This is a genomic window from Acinetobacter legionensis (genome assembly GCF_048552295.1).
Classification (GTDB): Bacteria; Pseudomonadota; Gammaproteobacteria; order Pseudomonadales; family Moraxellaceae; genus Acinetobacter.
On record NZ_JBIMCW010000032.1, the window covers coordinates 25646 to 46456 of the forward strand.

The 20811-nt window shown below is 39.0% G+C and carries 23 protein-coding genes; 12 read left to right on the forward strand and 11 right to left on the reverse strand.

Annotated features, from left to right (window positions below):
• The first annotated feature begins 40 nt into the window (after positions 1 to 40).
• The 3 genes from atpG to ACG916_RS18685 are packed head-to-tail and all read left to right on the forward strand — an operon-like array spanning position 41 to position 2778.
• Positions 41 to 910, forward strand: a complete 870-nt coding sequence (gene atpG / locus ACG916_RS18675) for a F0F1 ATP synthase subunit gamma (RefSeq protein WP_004723421.1) — start codon at positions 41 to 43, stop codon at positions 908 to 910.
• 26 nt (positions 911 to 936) lie between these two features.
• Positions 937 to 2331: a F0F1 ATP synthase subunit beta gene (gene atpD, locus ACG916_RS18680; RefSeq protein WP_004723420.1), complete on the forward strand. Its 1395-nt coding sequence runs from the start codon at positions 937 to 939 to the stop codon at positions 2329 to 2331.
• 27 nt (positions 2332 to 2358) lie between these two features.
• The gene (locus tag ACG916_RS18685) at positions 2359 to 2778 is read left to right on the forward strand and encodes a F0F1 ATP synthase subunit epsilon (protein WP_004823705.1); all 420 of its coding nucleotides are present in this window, start codon (positions 2359 to 2361) and stop codon (positions 2776 to 2778) included.
• A 99-nt stretch (positions 2779 to 2877) separates the two neighbouring features.
• Here ACG916_RS18685 and ACG916_RS18690 read toward each other — a convergent pair whose 3' ends face one another.
• Positions 2878 to 3651 carry a tRNA(His) guanylyltransferase Thg1 family protein gene (locus ACG916_RS18690; RefSeq protein WP_004823707.1) on the reverse strand — a complete coding sequence of 258 codons (774 nt, stop codon included), beginning with the start codon at positions 3649 to 3651 and terminating at the stop codon, positions 2878 to 2880.
• A 96-nt stretch (positions 3652 to 3747) separates the two neighbouring features.
• On the opposite strand from ACG916_RS18690, the gene ACG916_RS18695 reads away from it, so the two are divergent.
• Positions 3748 to 4047, forward strand: coding sequence for a hypothetical protein (locus tag ACG916_RS18695; RefSeq protein WP_270386158.1), 300 nt, complete (start codon positions 3748 to 3750; stop codon positions 4045 to 4047).
• 5 nt (positions 4048 to 4052) lie between these two features.
• On the opposite strand, the gene ACG916_RS18700 is transcribed toward ACG916_RS18695, so the two are convergent.
• Positions 4053 to 4496 (reverse strand): ATP-binding protein, encoded by a 444-nt coding sequence (locus ACG916_RS18700; RefSeq protein ID WP_270386159.1) that lies wholly within the window; start codon positions 4494 to 4496, stop codon positions 4053 to 4055.
• Between the two features lie 95 nt (positions 4497 to 4591).
• Here ACG916_RS18700 and ACG916_RS18705 point away from each other — a divergent pair, with 95 nt between their 5' ends.
• Positions 4592 to 5062 carry a hypothetical protein gene (locus ACG916_RS18705; RefSeq protein WP_419330697.1) on the forward strand — a complete coding sequence of 157 codons (471 nt, stop codon included), beginning with the start codon at positions 4592 to 4594 and terminating at the stop codon, positions 5060 to 5062.
• A gap of 15 nt (positions 5063 to 5077) precedes the next feature.
• Here the strand turns inward: ACG916_RS18705 and ACG916_RS18710 are convergent, their stop codons facing one another.
• The 5 genes from ACG916_RS18710 to ACG916_RS18730 form a co-directional block, all read right to left on the reverse strand.
• Positions 5078 to 5692 (reverse strand): PM1805 family lipoprotein, encoded by a 615-nt coding sequence (locus ACG916_RS18710; protein WP_419330696.1) that lies wholly within the window; start codon positions 5690 to 5692, stop codon positions 5078 to 5080.
• A 279-nt stretch (positions 5693 to 5971) separates the two neighbouring features.
• Positions 5972 to 6517 (reverse strand): glutathione peroxidase, encoded by a 546-nt coding sequence (locus tag ACG916_RS18715; RefSeq protein ID WP_419330694.1) that lies wholly within the window; start codon positions 6515 to 6517, stop codon positions 5972 to 5974.
• A gap of 154 nt (positions 6518 to 6671) precedes the next feature.
• Positions 6672 to 7196, reverse strand: a complete 525-nt coding sequence (locus tag ACG916_RS18720) for a PM1805 family lipoprotein (protein WP_004823717.1) — start codon at positions 7194 to 7196, stop codon at positions 6672 to 6674.
• Positions 7197 to 7384: 188 nt separating this feature from the next.
• The gene (locus ACG916_RS18725; RefSeq protein ID WP_004723409.1) at positions 7385 to 8131 is read right to left on the reverse strand and encodes a helix-turn-helix domain-containing protein; all 747 of its coding nucleotides are present in this window, start codon (positions 8129 to 8131) and stop codon (positions 7385 to 7387) included.
• 12 nt (positions 8132 to 8143) lie between these two features.
• Positions 8144 to 9382: an MFS transporter gene (locus ACG916_RS18730; protein ID WP_171077806.1), complete on the reverse strand. Its 1239-nt coding sequence runs from the start codon at positions 9380 to 9382 to the stop codon at positions 8144 to 8146.
• A 149-nt stretch (positions 9383 to 9531) separates the two neighbouring features.
• Between ACG916_RS18730 and ACG916_RS18735 the strand changes: the two genes are divergently transcribed.
• Positions 9532 to 10176 carry a TetR/AcrR family transcriptional regulator gene (locus ACG916_RS18735; RefSeq protein WP_004823720.1) on the forward strand — a complete coding sequence of 215 codons (645 nt, stop codon included), beginning with the start codon at positions 9532 to 9534 and terminating at the stop codon, positions 10174 to 10176.
• A gap of 142 nt (positions 10177 to 10318) precedes the next feature.
• Positions 10319 to 11212, forward strand: a complete 894-nt coding sequence (locus tag ACG916_RS18740) for a DMT family transporter (RefSeq protein ID WP_004823721.1) — start codon at positions 10319 to 10321, stop codon at positions 11210 to 11212.
• A gap of 424 nt (positions 11213 to 11636) precedes the next feature.
• Here ACG916_RS18740 and tsaC read toward each other — a convergent pair whose 3' ends face one another.
• From tsaC to ACG916_RS18755, 3 genes are read right to left on the reverse strand one after another with little or no spacing between them, the layout of a single operon-like run.
• A complete protein-coding gene (tsaC, locus tag ACG916_RS18745) occupies positions 11637 to 12206 on the reverse strand; it encodes an L-threonylcarbamoyladenylate synthase type 1 TsaC (protein WP_096735350.1) in 570 nt (189 codons plus the stop codon).
• A gap of 46 nt (positions 12207 to 12252) precedes the next feature.
• Complete coding sequence (gene dprA, locus ACG916_RS18750; protein ID WP_419330693.1) at positions 12253 to 13380, reverse strand: DNA-processing protein DprA; 1128 nt, start codon at positions 13378 to 13380, stop codon at positions 12253 to 12255.
• A 23-nt stretch (positions 13381 to 13403) separates the two neighbouring features.
• Complete coding sequence (locus ACG916_RS18755; RefSeq protein ID WP_004823724.1) at positions 13404 to 14555, reverse strand: LysM peptidoglycan-binding domain-containing protein; 1152 nt, start codon at positions 14553 to 14555, stop codon at positions 13404 to 13406.
• Positions 14556 to 14678: 123 nt separating this feature from the next.
• Between ACG916_RS18755 and def the strand changes: the two genes are divergently transcribed.
• The 4 genes from def to ACG916_RS18775 all read left to right on the forward strand — a co-directional run bounded on the left by def (position 14679) and on the right by ACG916_RS18775 (position 18212).
• Entirely contained in the window at positions 14679 to 15209 is a 531-nt protein-coding gene (def, locus tag ACG916_RS18760) for a peptide deformylase (protein WP_004723400.1), read from the forward strand.
• A 107-nt stretch (positions 15210 to 15316) separates the two neighbouring features.
• Positions 15317 to 15784, forward strand: a complete 468-nt coding sequence (locus ACG916_RS18765) for a DUF2946 family protein (protein WP_419330691.1) — start codon at positions 15317 to 15319, stop codon at positions 15782 to 15784.
• A gap of 70 nt (positions 15785 to 15854) precedes the next feature.
• Positions 15855 to 17927, forward strand: a complete 2073-nt coding sequence (locus ACG916_RS18770) for a TonB-dependent copper receptor (RefSeq protein WP_419330689.1) — start codon at positions 15855 to 15857, stop codon at positions 17925 to 17927.
• Positions 17928 to 17969: 42 nt separating this feature from the next.
• Entirely contained in the window at positions 17970 to 18212 is a 243-nt protein-coding gene (locus ACG916_RS18775; RefSeq protein WP_056518382.1) for a hypothetical protein, read from the forward strand.
• A 116-nt stretch (positions 18213 to 18328) separates the two neighbouring features.
• Here ACG916_RS18775 and ACG916_RS18780 read toward each other — a convergent pair whose 3' ends face one another.
• A complete protein-coding gene (locus ACG916_RS18780; protein ID WP_419330688.1) occupies positions 18329 to 19537 on the reverse strand; it encodes an oxygenase MpaB family protein in 1209 nt (402 codons plus the stop codon).
• A gap of 86 nt (positions 19538 to 19623) precedes the next feature.
• Here ACG916_RS18780 and ACG916_RS18785 point away from each other — a divergent pair, with 86 nt between their 5' ends.
• Positions 19624 to 20238 carry a TetR/AcrR family transcriptional regulator gene (locus ACG916_RS18785; protein ID WP_419330686.1) on the forward strand — a complete coding sequence of 205 codons (615 nt, stop codon included), beginning with the start codon at positions 19624 to 19626 and terminating at the stop codon, positions 20236 to 20238.
• The last annotated feature ends 573 nt before the right edge of the window (positions 20239 to 20811 follow it).

The following is a 20811-nucleotide window of genomic DNA, read 5'->3' on the forward strand; positions in this document are numbered from 1 at the left end:
TCGGAAGCTCGAAAGGGCTTTCGAATACTAGGTTAAGCGTATGGCAAATTTAAAAGAAATTCGCGCCAAAGTAGCTAGTATCAAGAGCACGCAAAAGATTACTCGCGCGATGCAAATGGTAGCAGCTTCTAAGATGCGTCGTGCGCAAGAGCGCATGGCTCAGGGCCGTCCGTATGCCGAAAATATGCACCGTGTAATTGCTCATTTGGTCCAAGCGAATCCTGAATACAAACATCGCTATATGGTTGAACGCCCTGTAAAACGCGTTGGCTATATCATTGTTTCTTCAGATCGTGGTCTTGCTGGTGGTTTGAACATTAACTTGTTCAAAAAAGTGGTAAAACACGTACAACAGCAACAAGAGCAGTCAATTGAAGTTCAATTTGCTTTAATTGGTCAAAAAGCGGTTTCGTTTTTTAAAAACTACGGCGGTAAAGTACTTGGCGCAACTACGCAAGTAGGTGATGCTCCAAGTCTTGAACAGTTAACTGGTTCTGTACAGGTGATGTTAGATGCATTTGATAAAGGCGAGTTAGATCGTATTTATCTTGTGTCAAACGGCTTTGTCAATGCCATGACTCAAAACCAAAAAATCGAACAACTTGTTCCATTAGCTGCGGCTGATACGGACGAGGATCTTAACCGTCAATATGGTTGGGATTATCTATATGAACCAGAAGCTGAAGAGCTTTTAAATGGTTTATTGGTTCGTTACATTGAGTCTATGGTTTATCAAGGTGTGATTGAAAACATCGCATGTGAGCAGTCTGCTCGTATGGTTGCAATGAAAGCTGCAACTGACAACGCAGGTGATCTTATCAAGAGCCTACAACTCATTTATAACAAGCTGCGTCAAGCCGCGATTACTCAGGAAATTTCTGAGATCGTTGGTGGTGCCGCTGCCGTTTAACATTATTTTGAATTGAGGAGACAGCAATGAGTAGCGGTCGTATCATTCAGATCATCGGCGCGGTTATCGACGTCGAGTTTGAACGCAATAGCGTTCCTAAGATCTATGACGCTCTCCAAGTTGACGGTACTGAAACTACTTTAGAAGTTCAGCAACAACTTGGTGATGGTGTAGTTCGTACCATCGCAATGGGATCTACAGAAGGTCTTAAACGTGGTCTAAACGTATCTAATACTGGTGCACCTATTTCTGTACCTGTAGGTACTGCATGTTTAGGTCGTATCATGGACGTTCTTGGTCGCCCAATCGACGAAGCTGGTCCAGTTGCGACTGAAGCGCGTTTGCCGATTCACCGTCAAGCACCTTCTTATGCTGAACAAGCTGCTTCTACTGACCTTTTAGAAACTGGTATTAAAGTCATTGACTTACTTTGCCCGTTTGCTAAAGGTGGTAAAGTTGGTTTATTCGGTGGTGCCGGTGTTGGTAAAACTGTAAACATGATGGAATTGATCAACAACATCGCGAAAGCTCACTCAGGTTTATCTGTGTTTGCTGGTGTTGGTGAGCGTACTCGTGAAGGTAATGACTTCTACCACGAGATGAAAGATTCTAACGTTCTTGACAAAGTAGCAATGGTCTACGGTCAGATGAATGAGCCACCGGGTAACCGTTTACGCGTAGCGTTAACTGGTTTGACCATGGCTGAATACTTCCGTGATGAGAAAGATGAAAACGGTAAAGGCCGTGACGTATTGTTGTTCGTTGACAACATTTACCGTTACACATTGGCTGGTACTGAAGTATCTGCTCTTTTAGGTCGTATGCCATCTGCAGTAGGTTACCAACCAACGCTTGCAGAAGAGATGGGTGTTCTTCAAGAACGTATTACATCGACTAAGTCTGGTTCGATTACATCTATCCAAGCGGTATATGTACCTGCCGATGACTTAACAGATCCATCGCCTGCAACTACATTTGCTCACTTAGATGCAACTGTAGTATTGAGCCGTGACATCGCATCTTCTGGTATTTACCCAGCGATCGATCCACTTGACTCTACTTCACGTCAGTTAGATCCACTTGTTGTTGGTGCTGAGCATTATGAAATTGCACGTTCTGTACAGAACGTATTGCAACGTTATAAAGAGCTTAAAGACATCATCGCAATCTTGGGTATGGACGAGTTAGCAGAAGAAGATAAGTTGATTGTTTACCGTGCGCGTAAAATCCAACGTTTCTTCTCTCAACCGTTCCACGTAGCTGAAGTGTTTACTGGTGCTCCTGGTAAACTTGTACCACTTAAAGAAACAATTCGTGGCTTTAAAGGTCTTCTAGCTGGTGAATACGATCACATCCCAGAACAAGCGTTCTATATGGTTGGTGGTATTGACGAAGTGATCGCTAAAGCCGAGAAGCTTTAATTAGCAACTCTAATTTAGGAGATTCACATGTCGACTATGCAATGTGATGTTGTAAGTGTTAAAGAGTCTTTGTACTCAGGCACTGTGACAATGCTTATCGCAAAAGGTGCTGGCGGTGAATTGGGTATCATGCCTGGTCACGCTCCGTTAGTCACTTTGCTCAAGCCGGGCGCAATTCGCGTTCTGCTTGAAAACGGTACAGAAGAGTTAATCTATGTATCTGGTGGTGTTCTAGAAGTTCAACCGCATGTTGTTACTGTGCTTGCAGATACTGCAGTTCGTGCTGACAACTTAGATGAAGCTGCAATTCTTGAAGCACGTAAAAATGCTGAACAATTGCTTGCAAATCAAAAAAGCGATTTGGACTCTGCTGCTGCTTTGGCTGCTCTTGCAGAAACTGCTGCTCAGTTGGAAACCATCCGCAAAATCAAAAACCGCGCGCTATAAGACGCAGTTTGAGATTGAAAAACCACCCGCGAGGGTGGTTTTTTTATGCAATTAATGTATGGATGATTCAAATTTATAACAACTCATCATGCTAGAAACTTATCCTTGGGGAGTGTCCAATAAAAATTGTGTTTGTATAAATTGACTATAATCCTCTCCCAAAGGTAATTCATAGTCTTTAAAAATGTGTCGACGAGTTGATACTGTCGACTGTTTAGTTTTCGGATTAAAACCACTTTTTTCAATTTCTGTCCAATATAAACCTGTGCCACGCTTTTGCCATGATGGCAATTCATTGAAGTTAATGTCACGGCTAAAGAGTAAATCATGCTTCTCTTGGCGAGATAATCCTTTTACTTGGTCGGTTGCATTTTTTACATTTTCTCCTTCCTTGCGCAACATCCAATAGCAATGTGCATTGAGTGCGTTGCGATGAGCATCTTCATGACGCCAACGAAAATAATCTTCAACAGTTTTTGCATTGGGCAGTATACAAATTCGAGCATCAAAAGTTGCCATCTCACCATGTAATACACTGAATTTTGCACTGGCTTCTGCGGCTAAAATAGAAATAATTTTTCGTGTTTTACGATTAAAGCTGTCATCTTTTAAATGAAACAGTAAGGAGATTTCATCGCTTTGTGTATAGCCATAAATAATATTAAAACCACATTGCATTAAGTGAGCTGTTGTTTCGACCATCAAGTCCCTAAAACGAAGGTCAAAGGGCGCTTCAAATTTCCAAATATCTTTGGTGAGTTTGGTAAAGCCACGTCCATCCAAACGCACAACGATATATTGTTCTGGTGGTACACAGAAATCATAAGCTGTTTCATAAACACGTAATCGTGTATCTAGATCATCAAATCTCATGGTTAAACTTCTTCGTTGTTCTCATGCTAAAGTTATATTTCATCACTGACTAGTTTTAGCATAATCTAAACAATAAAAAAGGATATATAGAAGACAATGCACCTCATTGACCAACAAGCGCAATTTTGGGAACTGTATCAAACGCAAGATGACTACTATCTCAGTATAGCCGTAGATATGAGTTCTGTTGTTTCATGTTGGGATATTTATTTAACCGAAGTAGAAATTCTGGCGTATCAGAACAAAGGTCGAATTGCGATCGAAGATTTGGCAAATTCAATTGTGGCTGAAACCTATCGTGGAGATTTTTCCAATATAGCCGCTCGTAAGGTACCTAAAGAAATACAACAACAGATGCAAACCGCATTTAAAACATGGCGGTTGGCTCAAGATTAAATTTTTTATTCAATTATGAGAGTAATTGAAAAGCCATTATTTTCTATCATATTTACTTTAAACAGCGCATCAAAACCTTCTGAACAATTAGGGACTTCTAATTTATAAAAGGTGGCTTTAACGCCTTTTTCAGCAATATTGGCTTTACCCTCACGTTGTGCATTACGCTGTAAAGTGCTGTCTAGATCCGTTTCAAAATAATATGAAATGATCTCGAAGCCAGCAGTTTTGGCAAGTTGAATATAACGGGCTCGATCGGCTTTGCTTATGTTGGTGTTATCTATCACGATTTTGGTTTTAGAGGCTATAGCTGCTTCAAACAGTATCTTTTCACGATGGCGTGTTTTTAGCATATCGAGATTGATACGTAGATGTGTATGGTAAAAATACTGTTGATAAAAAGTAGATTTACCCGAAGCTTGTACGCCTGTGAATAAAATCAGTTGCATGAAACACTACAAAAATACGCTTAATCTGCTATTAAATCATGTTCATGAACTTTGCTACAATCCATTCATTGTTGTAGAAAACCAATAAACTTAAAATGAAAAAATTAGTTCAATGTCGGTATTTATTTTCAATACTTCTACTGAGTGCTGTTTCAGCATGTCAAAGTCAATTTGTCACTACACCAAATGCACCCACTGAAGCAAGTTTGGTGGCAAATTCAGTGGCAAATGGTTTAGAAACAGAATTAGATATCGATTATGTTGTCGCATTTAAAAATTTGAAAGTGGCCTATGGGCAATGTGTTGCCTTTACTGGCGAAAAAGATTTTGTCTTTACCGACAATCGACTAGAACGAGATTTAGAAATGGGAACCTTGTTTACCCGTACAGAGGGTGGGGCGTATTTATCAAAAACCTTGGTGGAATCCATTGGAAAGAATAAAACCCGTTTAACGCTATTTTTACCCGCAAGTTATAAGTCTGCTCAAGCTCGTTTTAAGTTAGATGCTAAACGCGCGCTAGGACAAGATCGATCATGTAATGTCGCTAAGCCAAGCCAAGGCTGATCTGTTCAAATCTAATTAACGCTGTTCAGTGGCTTGCTCTGTATTTGATCCAGGAATCATCATGCCTGCGAGTTTAAGCATATCTAATTGGATGGTATTCATTTGTTGTTCGATTTTCTTAAAATCAACTTTTGAAATGTCTAAATCACCGTTTAACAGTGCTGAGTTAAGCACTTGCTTATTGGCTTGTAGCACTTGTTGGCGGATACCATCAATCTCTTGGCTTTTTAAATCTAATGAAATCAATGTTGTGTTAAAGCCTTGTAGTTCACGAGTCAATGTTTTGACAGATTGTTGCAGCTCAGCTTGATTTTGTGATTGTATGGCTTGTTGTAAATTAGCTTGGGTCTGCTGTAATTTTTCAACATAATCACCAGTTTTCAGCTGTACGTTGGCAACATCACGTGCGATATAAAACATATTGCCTTGTTTTAAATCCTCAGTGCTTTTTGCTGTTGATTGATTATTATTATTTGAGTCGGATGTATTTTCACTCATTTGCGCAGTTTCAATCGCTTGAGCGCCATCTTGTTGACGTGATTGTTCAGCGGCTTGATTACAGCCTAGCAGTAACATGCCAGAAATAAAAATAACAAAAGGCAAAACCGCACCTTGTAAAAGCTTTTTCATCGTTGTCCAAAAGTAATTTAATCGGTTATGAATTCACTATAATTTGCAAAAGTGTAGAGATTGAGGATTGTTGCAAAGGGCATACAGTCTGTAACTTTAGAGATTCATTTCTACTCAAGCAAAAGCAAAAAAGAATGCATTTTTAGCACGCTATTGAAGATGGTTGAAATTTTAAATTGTGAATAAAGCTAGAGGGATTTTGATCGAAAATATAAAATTTTCGATCAAAACTGCAAAATATAAAAATTTATTTAAAGCATAGTGCTTTTAATGCTCAATCTATTTTGCTAATTCAGCTTCAATCGCAGATGTAATTCGTGGATCATCAGCAGTGATATCTGGTGCAAAACGTGCCACGATTTCACCATTTTTACCGATTAAGAATTTTTCAAAGTTCCAAAGGACTTCAGGTTTTGGGTTTGGTGTTAGGCCATAATCGACTAAGTCTTTCCACCAAGGGCCTTCACCAATACGCTCAGGGATTGCATGAATTAAGCTGTCATAAAGTGGATGCTTATCATCACCTGCAACTGAAATTTTAGCAAAAAGTGGGAAGTCGACATTGTAAGTTAAAGAGCAAAATTGCTCGATTTCATCATTTGTTCCAGGCTCTTGCGCAAGAAAGTTATTTGCCGGAAAGCCGAGGATTTCTAAACCTTGATCTTTCTTTTCAGTATATAGTTTTTCTAAACCTTCATATTGTGGAGTAAGGCCACATTTAGATGCAACGTTAACGATTAAAAGAACTTTACCTTGATATTGATTCAAGGTTGTCGCGTCACCTTTGATGGTATTGACTGGGATGTCATAAACGGAATTGCTCATAGGGGTATCCTTAAAAATCAAAAGACAGTGATTAGAAATATGTCTAATGTTTTAGCGATATTCCAAGATTTCAGCAAGTTACATTTGTATATAAGTGTAATAAAAAAAGCAGATCATGGGATCTGCTTTTAAAAACTGCATCAAATTTAATCGATTATGGTGCAGCGTTTGCTTTGGCTTGAAGTGCTTGCATTTCAGTTAACAGGCTTTGTTGTAACTCAGTACCTTTCTTTTGTAGTTCCATGATTTTTTGTGGATCTGGTGAAGTCGCTAAACCAGCTTCAGACATTTCAACGCCTAGGTTATTTGACTCTTTCATTTTGTCACGTACAGATGCAACTTCAGTACTTTTAAGTGCTAAACCATCAAGATCTTTGTTGAAACCGTCCACATAAGTTTTCATTTTATCGACAACACCTTTCAGTGCATCTTTATCACCCTTTTGTGCAGCTTGCATCACTTCTGTTTGGAAGTTCAATGCTTCTTTAGCTTTCGCTGTAGACATTGTTTGAAGTGCAGTTAAATCGCTTTTGATATCAGCAGTATTGTTGGTACTTAAAGAAACCGCAGCTGCAGCAGGTTTGCTCTCAGTTCCTGAAGCTGAATCAGCTGGTTTTTTATCACATGCAGTTAAAGCAAACGCTGAAGCACATAGTGTAGCTAGTAGTAATTTTTTCATTTATTCGAACCCTTCATTATTTAAAATTCTTATGAATTTGACGGTAATATATACAAATTCAAAAAGTTATATGCTTAATCTAGAGCATAAGATGCAAAATGCACAATTTTAAGGCAATTTTCCATAGTATTTTTGTATATAAACTTATCAATAAAGTGGAAATAGATTGTTTGAAAAATGTCCTAATCTTAAAGATTTCGCATTTGTGCTGGGGTTTGATGGGTATAACGTTTAAAAAACTCAATGAAGCTAGACGTGTGTTGATAGCCGAGATCTAAGCTAATTTTTTTAATTGAAATGCCTTGTTGGATCAATGAAATTGCATAAATAATCTTGGCGCGATTACGCCATTCAGACAGCGAAAGTTTAAGGTGCTCTTGGCTAAGTCTAAGTGCGTGCCGTTCAGTAATTTGGAAAGTATCGAGTATTTCTTGAAGGCTTTGGGGAAAGCGTGTTGTATCCGACAAATGCTCAAGAATAGGCTTGAGTGTGGGGTGGTTGGTTTGCGGTAAATAATGCTCATAACACACACTATTTTGGATTTGATCGACCAACAGTTCTAATAAGTGTTGATAATAGGGAGATGATGGAATCCCTTGTTTCTGCTGCTCTAAAACTTCTTCAATGGTATGACGTAAAAAGGGGCGAATACTTAAAGTCTTTGTGCTTTGGGATAAGCTTTGACAAAGCTGAGGATGAATACGGATACAGATGTAATGCGTCAGTTGATCATCCACAGCTGTACAACAATGTTCGGTTTGCGGTGGAATCCACAAACCATAACTTGGTGGAGACAGATAGGTTTGTTCTGCGACATTGAGTTCTAAAGTCCCATTTAAACTCAAATTAAAATCACCCCATAAATTTGAATGGGGTGTCACTACATCATGCTTTTGGTAGAAAAATTCTTCTACAGAAATCAGCGCTGAATACATAGTTGAAAAGACTTAACTCTCACATTGGATGGCAGTGTTTTCAGCTTTGGGATTATTTAATCCACGACTCAACGTGAAGATTGAAATAAAGGCCAAAAGAATAAAACTCAGTACACTATACAATAAAATGTTGGCATTAAAATGGTCAACAACATAGCCACCGATTAAAGCACCTGTTGCAATCATCACTTGGAAGAAACCAACAAATAAGGGCATGCCTTTTTCTACGGCTTGAGGGGCGTGTAAGAACATCCAAATATTGGCAGTGGTTGGAAATGCACCAAATGCAAAACCCCAAAGCGCTGTAAGAATGAAGGCGCCTGATGGATGAATGGCAAATAGAGGAAAGCCAAAGAATACAACCGCAAAACAGATGGCAACGAATGCAAAGGTATAGCGCACATTCAAATTACCGCTATAACCAGCAAAAGCATTCCCAAAAATACCTGCGATACCAAATAATAACAGTAGTGAACTGATGGTAGCACTGTCAAAGCCTGCTGAATTTTTAAAGAACGGGGTCAGATAGCTATATGATGAAAAATGAGCTAAACCAATCAACAAAATAATAATCAAACCTTGTCTGGCTTTACTGATTCTTAGCAATGCAGGTAAGTCTTTAAAATGAATGGCAGACTCTGGTTTTAAACTCGGGATAAATTTAATTCCCAATAGTAAAACAACGAAGCCGATGGCGGAGGTAATTCCAAATGATGTTCGCCAGCCGTATGCATCACTTAACCATGTCCCAATCGGTACACCAAGAACAGTGGCTAAAGTTACCCCAGCCATGACAGTTGCTGTTGCTTTCGCAATAGGTAAATGGGTTGGTGCTAAACGACCACTTAAGGCAATCGCAGTCGCCCAGAATCCACCAATCGCAAATCCAAGAATGAAACGGCTCAGCAATAAAATTTCAAAAGTTGATGCAATTGCAGTGATGGCATTGGCAAACACCATCGTTGCAGACAGTGCCAGAAGTAAGTAACGCCGATCTAAATTTTTGACTAGAACCGGAAGGAGTGGTGCTGCTATGGCGGCCATGATGCCTGGGAGGGTGATCATCAAACCTGCTGTACCAACAGATACATGCAAATCACTGGAAATATTGTTGAGTACACCGATTGGGAGAAACTCACTGGTGACCAAAGCAAAAGCAGTAATTGCAACGGTTAATAGCGCCAACCAGCTCCCTTGGCTACTGGGGGGAATCTCAGAGGGCTGTGGTTCAGAAACTTCTGATTGCATCATATTCATGAAGATATATTCCTGCTGTAAAGCGAAAGCATATGGAGGTATTTTTTAATTCATTAACGATCGTTATAAAAATAAAATATTTGATTAATTTTGTGTTGTCAATTAATTTAATAATGTTCGTTATAAAAATATATGTGAAAGTTATGGCTGATTCTGAAAAACATGCTTTAGTCGCTGAAAAACAAGCACCTAAGCGTGGGCGTGGTCGTCCTAAATGTTTTGATGAACAACAAGCGCTACAAAAAGCCATGTTGTTGTTCTGGGAATATGGCTATGAATCCACATCGATGAGCGATTTAACCAAAGCCTTAAATCTTACTGCACCCAGTATCTACAGTAGTTTTGGTGATAAATCACAGCTGTTTCATGCCTGTTTGGAATACTACTTAAAGCATGAGGCATGTCCTTTGGAAGTTATTTTTCAACAAGCCAAAACAGCAAAAATCGCTATTGAAATTTATTTGTATGAAAACCTCAAAAAACTGGTTCAACAGAATAAACCGACAGGTTGTATGTTGGTGACCGCAACCATGAATTGTTCACAAGAACATGCACCGATTCAGCATGATCTTTTGCTCAAAAGACAACAAGTCAAAGAAAATATCTACCAACGTTTGCAACAGGGTGTCAAAGAAGGTGACTTAAACCCACACGCCAATATTCAAGCGATGACAGATTATTATTCAACGGTGATCCAAGGTTTAACCATGCAAGCCCGTGATGGGGTTAGTGCTGAACAGTTACAAAGTGTGGTGACTTTAGCAATCAAAACTTGGGAATTATTCTAATTTTAAAAACGCATAAAATAGCATTTGTCTGAAAAGCCCTATAGATGTCTGAAATGCCATATTTAAATTTATTCCGACTTCATCGATAATCATTTTCAGATCCTATTCGACAGTCAAAATTATGTATAGCAATTCAAAACCCATGTGGTGGGCAATCAGTTTACCGATCATTGCAGTATTGATTTGGTCAATGAATATTGCAGTTACACGTTATGTTTCGGATTATATTTCACCTGTCAGTATTAGCTTTTATCGCTGGTTAGTGGCATTTATTATTTTGACTCCATTTATGTTGCCCCAAGTGTGGAAGCAACGTCATTTGGTTAAACAACATTTTATGCAATTTGTGGTGCTGAGTGCTTTTGGTATGTTCTTGTATCAAGGCTTGGCCTATAGTGCAGCGCATTACACCACAGCAACCAATATGGGCATTATCAACGCCTTTATTCCGGTATTTACCATTTTTGTTTCGATCCTTATTTTACGTGAAATTCCCAATCGCTTCGCTGTTGTCGGCAGTATCTTGTCTTTTCTCGGTTTGCTGTATGTGATTGGCCGAGGGGATTTTAGCAACTTGACTCAATTGGCAGGGCACTCTGGTGATTTGATCATGGTCTTGGCCGTGTTCTTTTATGCTTTTTATGGGGTCTTTCTAAAAAAATGGCAATTGAAAGTTCCATTACTGCTGAGCCTCTATGTGCAAATTGCGTTGACCTTGGTCTACCATTTACCGTTTGTGCTTTATTATGGCATTGATGCGATTAACCAAGGCAATGTCGCCAGCGTTTTATATGCGGGTATATTACCTTCTCTTGTTGCGCCTTTATTGTGGATGATGGCTGTACAATATCTAGGTCCAAATCGAACCAGCATTTTTATGAATTTAATGCCAGTATTTACTGCAATCATTGCCTACTTCTGGCTGCATGAGGCTTGGACGATGTCGCATACCATCGGTGGTATTGTCATTTTAGTGGGAATTGCATTGGCACAAAAAAAGTCACTTAGTGTCAAAAAAAGTACATTATTGAGTTAAAATTCAAAGTATTTTGGGTGAAAAATGTTCATTTAAAAACTTATTTTTTACCCTTTTAAAGTATTAAATCTGAGCAAAATTTGTTTTTGAATTAGTGATTTACCTGTTAAAAATGCAAATAGTAAAACAAATTTAAACACTTAGTTTTATTATTGAAATTCCAGTTATTTGCAATTCACTTAAATGAACAGATCTTGTTCAGAAGAATATATTTGTATTCAAAAAAAATTTATAGGATAATATTTTCATCGTAGCGAATTAAGAATTTCTTAATTAAATTGTTCTACACTGAATTTTTCATACCCTCTGGATGTGTTTAACGCATCCTTTTTTATACTCAGCCAACCCTATATGTGGCTGAGTTTTTTTTTGCCTTTTTATTGGCAATATTTAAGTTCATGATTGATTGAATATTTTAAAGTGCTTAAGCGCGAATCACTTGTGCTGTAGATGCGTCAATGATTTTGCTTGGCTCGCGACTTAAACCAAGATCACCATTTAAATAATTCAATTCAGAACCAAAATATTGACTGGCTTGTTGTAAAGATCTTGCCGGTTCTAAACCTGCCGAATTTGCACTGGTCGACACAATAAAACCATTAAAGGCATTACATAAGGCAATGCACAAAGGGTGGTTGGTTACACGAACTGCAACCTGAGCATGTTGGCCTTTAATCCATTGTGGAATTTTATCATCAGCTGGAAGTAGCCAAGTTGTTGCCCGTTCTGTTCTAGAGCGTTGCGTCCATGATTGAATGATTTGTTCACGAATAATAGGGTCAATTTCTGTTAATAGATGCTCAACTTGTGAGAGTTGTCCTGCCAATAAAATCACGCCTTTCTCTATAGGGCGTTGTTTAAGCCTTAAAATTTCTAAAAAAGCCTGTTCATTGAACGGATCGCAGCCTAAACCCCATACTGCCTCTGTTGGATAAGCCAAGACTTTACCTTGTTGAAGAATTTGTGCAGCTTCAGCAACTGAGGTTGTAATCATCTATGTTTACCTTGCCATTTCGTGGAATAAGCTACTATTGTGAACCTTAATAACTGACTCGGCAACGTAAGTACAGCCCAGATTGTTGAATACAGTAACCCAAAAGTTCTAATTCCATAAGATCGCTTGTGAGTTGTGCAATGTCTAAATTTGCGTTTTGAGCAAGCGTATCTAAGTCTTGCCCAATCCAATCCAGTAACTGATACAGCTTAAATAAATGCTCGGGAATTTCTGGCATTGGGGAACGTGATTCAGACTGTTGTGCACAATGCCATTGGGTGGGAAGTGCTAAATCTTCAACAATTTGTTCTGGATGATCAACCAGAATGGCCCCTTCACGAATGAGCTGATGACATCCTTGATGATGCTCTCCATAAATATGCCCTGGAATTGCAAAAATCACTTTACCTTGTTCTGCGGCAGCTTGCGCCGTAATCAGTGAACCACTACCCAGTTGTGCTTCTGCGACAACAACACCTAAGCTCAAACCACTCACGATTCGATTTCGATAGGGAAAATTGCGCTGAATAGGCTGAGTTTCTGGTAGGTATTCAGTCAGGATTGTTCCTGCATGCTGCAAAATTTGTTCTTGTAACTGTTTATTTTGACTAGGATAAACCAGATCTAAGCCTGTGCCGATCACCGCGATGGTTCGATGGTGTTTTAGCCCACCCATATGTGCAGCGGCATCAATTCCCAGTGCTAGGCCACTGGTAATAAAAAAGCCCTTTTCACTCAAATAGTAAGCAAAATCATAAGCCACTTGTTTGCCATGCGGACTAGGCTTTCGGCTACCCACGATGGCGATTTGCGGTTGACTTAGATTCTGAAATGCACCTTTACCAAATAGAATTGGCGGATGATCAGGATAAGGTAACAGTTGTTGAGGATAATGAGGGTCGGTATCTAAAAGAATAAAATCTGTATGTTGTTGAATTTTATCGAAGCAAACTTGAAATTTGGATTGCCCAAGCGCAGTGAAAAATTCACTGGCTCTTTCAAGATGGTTTTTATGAATTTTGGCTTCAGACCAGCGGTTTAAATTTTCAGCTTGCAGCGCTTTTGTGATAGAACCAAAGTGTGTTTCTAATTTACGAAAAGCGCTGAGCGAATGTTGAACCAAATACCAAAGTCTGATGGCATCATATTGGTCATTGGATATCTGCTTCAACATATTTAAATCACATCATGAAAAACTTAGTTATCTGCAATTGCAGGCGGTTTAATTTCAGCACCCATTTTAATTGGTAAATTACTTTCCAAAATATAGGCATAGCTGAGGTGATCAAAACTCTTAAAGATCATCAGCGTACCAATTTTTTGACTTGGTAATTTCACAGACTCTTTGGTTTTTGGGTCACGGACTGTTTCACCTTGTTGGTAAATACTAAAGACCTGTCCAGGTTTAGCACCTTGTAAGCTCCCACGGTCAATGGTGACTACACTATATTGCGCTGCTGTACCAATTGAACCTTGTACACGAACCACTTTACCGCCATTGGTGACTTCATTGGTGGTGGTTGGATAGAACAAACTTGGCAATTCGGCATCATAGCTTGGTAGGACATAGTCGCCTTTACGCACTTCAGCATTATAACTTTTGGTTAACTCAAGGGTGGTGACATCATTTTCACCAGCCGCCGCAGTTGCAGAAGCAACCTCAGTTAACTCCATGCCCGCATTAAACTTTTTGCCTTCAGCATTGAGGAAAGTATAAGGTTTGCCTTCACGATAGATCCCATAACGTTGACCCACGACTAAGCCATTTCCACGCGCATAAACGGTTTGTCCTGCACCCGTAATCACACGATTATCAGCAGCGCCGATGGTATAAGGGATGTTCTGTAAAGATTCAGGATTGACCACAATACTGTGTTCTAACCATGGTTGAATATCTGATAATGGAATCACTGAAATCGCATTATTTAAGGATTCAACGCGTATTTGAGGGCGTAAAGATGTCCCACCTTGATGACGACGAATAATTCCATCACAACCATCACCTTCATCTACACCAATCAGTGGGCGACCATCTAAAGTACACAACAATAATTTATCGCCAGGATAAATCCAATGTGGATTTTTAACATGCTTATTGCTTGCCCAGATTTCAGGCCAGCGCCAAGGCTTGCTTAAAAATTTCCCTGCAATATCCCATAAAGTATCCCCACGTTTCACCACATAGACATTGGGTGCACTGGATTTAAGTGCGGGCGGATTGGTGTTTGGACTTGCGTGTGTGATTTCCATGTAAGTGAATCCTGCACTTAAACATAGTGTCACAGCAAGTAATTGTTTCTTGAACCCCTTGGCATGAAAGTTCGTTATGCCAGTTAAAACCTTTTTCATTATCATAATTCCTAAAATTATGTCTCTATATGCGTTATAATACGCATATTACACACATTTTTTTAATGAAGCATATTCTTCATTTAGTTTTAAGATCAATGGCATAGCAACAGAGGGTACAGTATGGCCTTATTACCTATTTTAAGTTTTCCTGATCCCCGTTTACGCACCATTGCAAAACCTGTCGATGTGGTAACTGATGAAATTCGCCAGTTAGCAGCAGACATGTTTGAAACCATGTATGAAGCGCCAGGTATTGGTCTGGCTGCTACACAGGTCGATCAGCATATTCAGCTTATCGTAATGGATCTGTCTGAAGACAAAGACCAACCTATGGTGTTCATTAACCCCAAAATAACACCGCTTACAGAAGAAACCTTATCTTATGAGGAAGGCTGTCTTTCTGTTCCTCAAATATACGATAAAGTTGAGCGTCCGTCACGAGTTAAAATTGAAGCAATTAACCTTGAAGGTCAAGCTTTTGAAGTCGAAGCGGATGATCTATTGGCGGTATGTATTCAACATGAAATGGATCACTTAAACGGTAAATTATTTGTGGATTACTTATCCCCTTTAAAGCGTCAACGTGCGCGTGAAAAAGTGGAAAAAGTGGTTCGTCAGCGTGAAAAGCAAAAAGTTCCAGCAAAACGTTGATCTGAGTCAGTTGAATTTTAAAAACTTTTAAAATTTTCCTGCAATACAAAGCCCAATTTTGTTTGGGCTTTGTTATACTCTGGCTCGAAAATGTTGAGACGAACGTTTTGTTGAGAATAGGTTTACTGCTCGGTTTTACCGCAGTTTTTTTACAGATTGCTGTATTTTTACAGCCTTTGCTACCGAAGCAATATCAAATTGCGCCGGTCTGTGAAACTATTACTCAAGCTTTAGTACAAAGTCATTTCTACGAAAAGCATCAACATAGCACCCATCATCAACATCAATCTGCATCTTCTGCACATGAAGCTGCCAGTCATGACCATCTATTGGCCCATGCTGAACATGCAGCGCCAGAGCAACCAAGTTCACATCATCATGATGCGGGTCACCAGTGCCAATACTGTACAGTCTATGGCAATCTGGTTTTACCTCCTGAACTTGAAGTCAAAGAAATATTAGATCGTATTCAAGTGCGACTGGTTGCATTTCAAAAAGCATTTCGACATGTCTATTTTGTATTGCAACGTTTGTTTTTACTTCCCCAAGGGCGAGCCCCGCCACTTTTTGCATAAATCAAAAACTTAATTTTTAGGGTCTTCATTGACTCCAGCCTTGTTTAATTTATGATTTAAGAGAAAGAAAATGGCTCAACCTCAATTCTTTTTACAGCCTTTAGCGGCTGCGGTTTGTGTTGCTTGTTATTCTACAGCGACGTTTGCACACGATCAGGAACATGCATCTCAACTTGCTCCAATCGTGGTTACAGCACAGTTAAATAATGATGCCAATGGTTTGATTATTCATGCTGATCCAAAACAGCCGATTCAACCTGTACCTGCCACAGATGGTGCTGATTATTTGCAAAGTATTGCAGGCTTTAATTCGATTAAAAGCGGTGGAACCAATGGAGATGTCACATTCCGCGGCATGTTTGGTTCACGGATTAAAATTTTAACGGATGGTACCGAAAATTTAGGTGCATGCCCAGCACGCATGGATGCACCTACGTCGTATATTCAACCTGAAAGTTTTGACCGTATTTCGGTGGTAAAAGGACCTCAGACAGTCCAATATGCCAATACAGGTTCAGCAGCCACGGTGATTTTTGAACGTCAAAAACCAACCTTAACAGATGATAAAAATTATCAAGGTCAAGCCAGTGTTTTAGTCGGTTCTTTTGGACGTTTGGATCACAACATTGAAGCTGCTGTAGGTGACAGTAAAAAATATATGCGTATCAATGCCAATCGTTCTGAGTCAAACAGCTATGAGGATGGTGATGGTCATAAAGTGCCTTCTTCTTGGGAGCGCTGGAATACCGATTTAGCCTTAGGCTGGACACCCGATGAAGATACATGGGTTGAACTGACGGGTGGTAAAGCTGATGGTGAGGCTGAATACGCAGGCCGAACCATGGATGGTTCTCAATTTGCACGTGAAAGCCTAGGCTTACGTGTTGAAAAGAAGAATTTAAGCCCTGTGATTAAAAAGCTCGAAGGGCAAGTGAACTATAGTTATAACGACCATATTATGGATAACTTTAGTTTACGTACACCACCAATGACACATGATATGAATACACATCAAATGGTGTCGAATCCAATGGCAATGCAGGTGACACGCCGTACTTTAAATAGTCGTTTAGCCATGACCAGTGAATGGGACAAGCTCAGTTTAATTACTGGGGTGGATTCTCAGCTGAACAAACATGGTGGCAGTATGTCATCACCCACCATGCCATCCATGAATGTTGCATTTAGAGAGGATATGCGCTTCCAATCTTATGGTGCTTTCGGAGAAATGACCTATCAATTCAATGATGCTTATAAGTTGGTGACAGGTGCACGTATCGATCAAGTTAAAATTGATGCCTTAAAACTGAATGATCAACGTAAAGAAACTTTGCCAAGTGCATTTATTCGTTTAGAAAATCAATATCCTGAGCATAATGCCAAATCTTATATTGGTTTGGGTTATGTGGAGCGTGTTCCTGATTATTGGGAGCTATTCAGTACTGCACATGGTAATACTGGTATGTCTAAACCGACGTTTAATGATCTAAACACTGAAAAAACTTTACAGTTGGATCTCGGTTATCAATACCAACATGATGCATTGAGTGTATGGACATCAGCATATGCAGGGTTGATTAATGACTTTATTTTATTAAGTTATCATAATCATCCAAAAGCTGGAATGGGTGGGCATGATCACGGTTCTTCATTCAGTGCTGGGGCAAAAAATGTCGATGCAACTATCGCGGGTGCTGAAGTAGGGATCGGTTATCAATTTACTGATGCGATCCAAGCGGATTTAAGTGCAATGTATGCATGGGGCGAAAATACCGATACACATAAACCATTACCGCAAATTGCACCTTTAGAAGGTCGTTTGAATTTACGTTATGTTCAAGATAAATATTCTTTAGGTTTATTATGGCGTGCAGTGGCGAAACAAGATCGTATTAGCTTAAATCAAGGTAATATCGTGGGTTATGACACTGGTGAAAGTAAAAGCTTTACCACCTTGGCATTGAATGCGTCATATAACATTCAAAAAGATCTAAATCTTGCTGTTGGTGTCGACAATGTCTTAGATAAAACCTATACCGAGCATTTAAACAAATTGGGTGTAGGTGCGGATGGTCAAGTCGGTACTCAACAATTTAATAATACAGGGCGTAATTATTGGGCTCGTATTAGTATGAAATTTTAATTGATTTAAAACTGAATTTTTACAGAAATATGAGGATGTTCTATGAGTAATGACAGTAATAAGTTGTCACCTGAAAAATCGTTTTGGGGATGGAAATTGCTGATAATCGCAATTATTTTAAGCTGTATTTTTATGGGAATCTTCTATTTGGCGATTACCAACGAGCCTGACTATATGCCAAGCCAAAAACAGAATGCAGCTCAGCAACATGATATGTCTAAGATGAGTCATGAAAGTATGCCAAACATGGATCATTCGGCTTCTGAAGCAACGCATTCTCATTGATCAATGGGTAATGTGACGCGAAGTCATGTAATGTGAAACAAGGGGAGGCCAATTGGCTTCCCCTTATTTTTTCGAGTGTTTCTATTTGATGATGAAGTGCGTTTGCTGGGTAGATCTTACTGATGCATACTTGCTAATTGTTTCCCGGCATTTTGATAAAGTTTGAGTGCATATTCTTGTTCTGCACGACCATTCTGTTGTAAATATTGATCCAGTTTGTCGATATGCTTAGCACTACGGTAGAGCAGGGTATTTTTTGCAATTAAATAAAGCGGATACCAAGCCAAAGTACGTGGCTTGAGTCCTAGGTTTTTCATTTTACGTTGCCGAATAAAAAACTGGGTAATATCCAAATGATTTTGATAGGCCTTTTTTTGCAAAAAGGAATTGAAGTGTTTGTAGTGTCGTTCAAAAGGCTCTTTGGATAAGCTGATGGCTAAAGCTTTGCTACTTTCATCGGCCTTAGGGTGGGCATAATTCATCCATTGCAGTAGTTTCCATGCGTCAGACTCTTTGCTGACTAGCCATTTTTCATCTACTCCCATTAACCAGCCCGTATATTTCCAAAAATGCATGATGGCTTCTGATTCGGTCTTGCTTGGAAAAATGCCAATGGCTCTGACACCGAGAAGTAACACCGCACTAAATGCAATGTTGGTCATGGCTTGATCATATTGATTGATCGGTGCTCCCCAAATATCGTTATCCCAGTCTTTGGATTTATTGAGTTGATGGCGTACCAACGAATGAATAAAACGCACATAAATGGTTGAAGTAAAACCATTGTTAAAACGAGAGAAGCTATCTTGTTGATTGACATCAAGCCACCATTTGTGGGTTTCAGCTAAGCGTTTTCCAGCATATTTATGTAAAGCACCCGTCATAATTAACGGTTGATTAAAACCAGGGTATTGATAACCCGTCATTAAAGCCACATCACGTAGAATAAAAGTGCTATTTGTCCCTAAACGATGAGTAAATTTGATCGCCGTTTCAATTTTAGCTGGATCAAGCCAAGTCGGTGCTTGTTCAACCATTTTAAAAAAATCAGTTAATTCAGGGATTTCATTGGGAAGTTTATCCAAACCTTGATACAAGGCTGTTTCAAAAAGTTTTCTATTTTGTCTCGGATTGGTCATCACCCAATTCATAACTTTGTCCATCGCGATATCACCAGTCTGTAAGGCACGATTGAGTGAAAGATATTCGTCATAACTGGGTTGTAACTGCTGGTCTGTAAAATAATAAAAAAGCTTAGACTTCATATTTGTTTGTGCCATGGTCTCAAATGAGGCAAGGCGTTGTGGCTTAATTAATGTTTGCATTTTGAGCACGACCTGATTATTGTTTAGTCAAACTCTAATATGAATAATTATTCGCATTCAATTCGCATTTTGGAGTGAACCGCAAGATGAGAAAACAACCACAACAACAACGTGCTCGGAATGTCGTAGATAGTATCTTAGAAGCAACTCAATTATGTGTTGCTGAATATGGCTTAATCAACGTCACTACACCCAAAATTTCAGAAAAATCAGGTGTCAGTGTCGGTTCTATCTATCAGTATTTTGGCAATAAAGAAGAAATTATTCAGGAGCTTTTAAGTCGTAAAAGTGAGCAACTGGGGCTTGCGTTGAAACAGATTGCAATTAGCCAAGAAGGATTGAGCTTAGAAGAAATCATTCCACTTAGTCTTCAATTCGGTTTTGACATGATGAAAGCCGATGGCGGTTTTTTTATTGAAGTGCTTAAACATTGGCATGGCTATAACGACTCAGAAGCAGCAAAAGTGTTAGAAAAGCATTTCTATGAAGTGGGATTGTATGTGTTTAGCCGTTTTTTTAATCATTGGAGTTTTGAAGTACTTAAAAATAAATCCTTTGTGATTATCAATAGTACGCTTTTTACCATGATGCGTTATGTCAGTCATAATAATTTTCTAATTTCAGAACAGCAGCTAAAAAAAGAATTAACTTTGATGATCTTGGCTTATCTAGAGCAAGGTGCCAACCCCAATTCACTTTAGGAAAATTATTTAATGGGGGGAGGGGGATTCATAGATTGTACTCGACTGATATAGACATACATCCAAATACAAATAGAGCTTGGTTTTATAGAACCCGATTTTATAGAGTTGGTTTTATAGAGTGAGTTTTATCGCGTTGGTTTTAGCGAGTCTAAGTATTGTTTGAGTTAGGACAAGATATTGATCTCTTTATCGGGAATCGTTCGATGCTTCTATTCAATGATAAAAGTGATCTATCTCCTTATATAGATTTTAATCGCCGTATCTCTATTAAATTGCATTTATAACAATGCTAAGGGCATACAAGAGGGCGTTTTAGTTGTTTTAGCAAATGTACGATGGGGGTATTGGTTTTTTTATTGCTGTGTTTTTATGCAAAAAAGCAGATTTTTAAAGAAAAAGTGCTGTTTTAGAAGAATAAATAAGCAAGTGATAGATAAAATGAAAAATAATTAAAAAAAGGGGTTGTGTTGGTTATGGAATGCTGTAGAATGCACATCCATCGGCGGTGATGTTAAATAAAACTTCTGATAAATCAGGCACTTGATTAAGTTGTTAAGATTTCGAATTGAG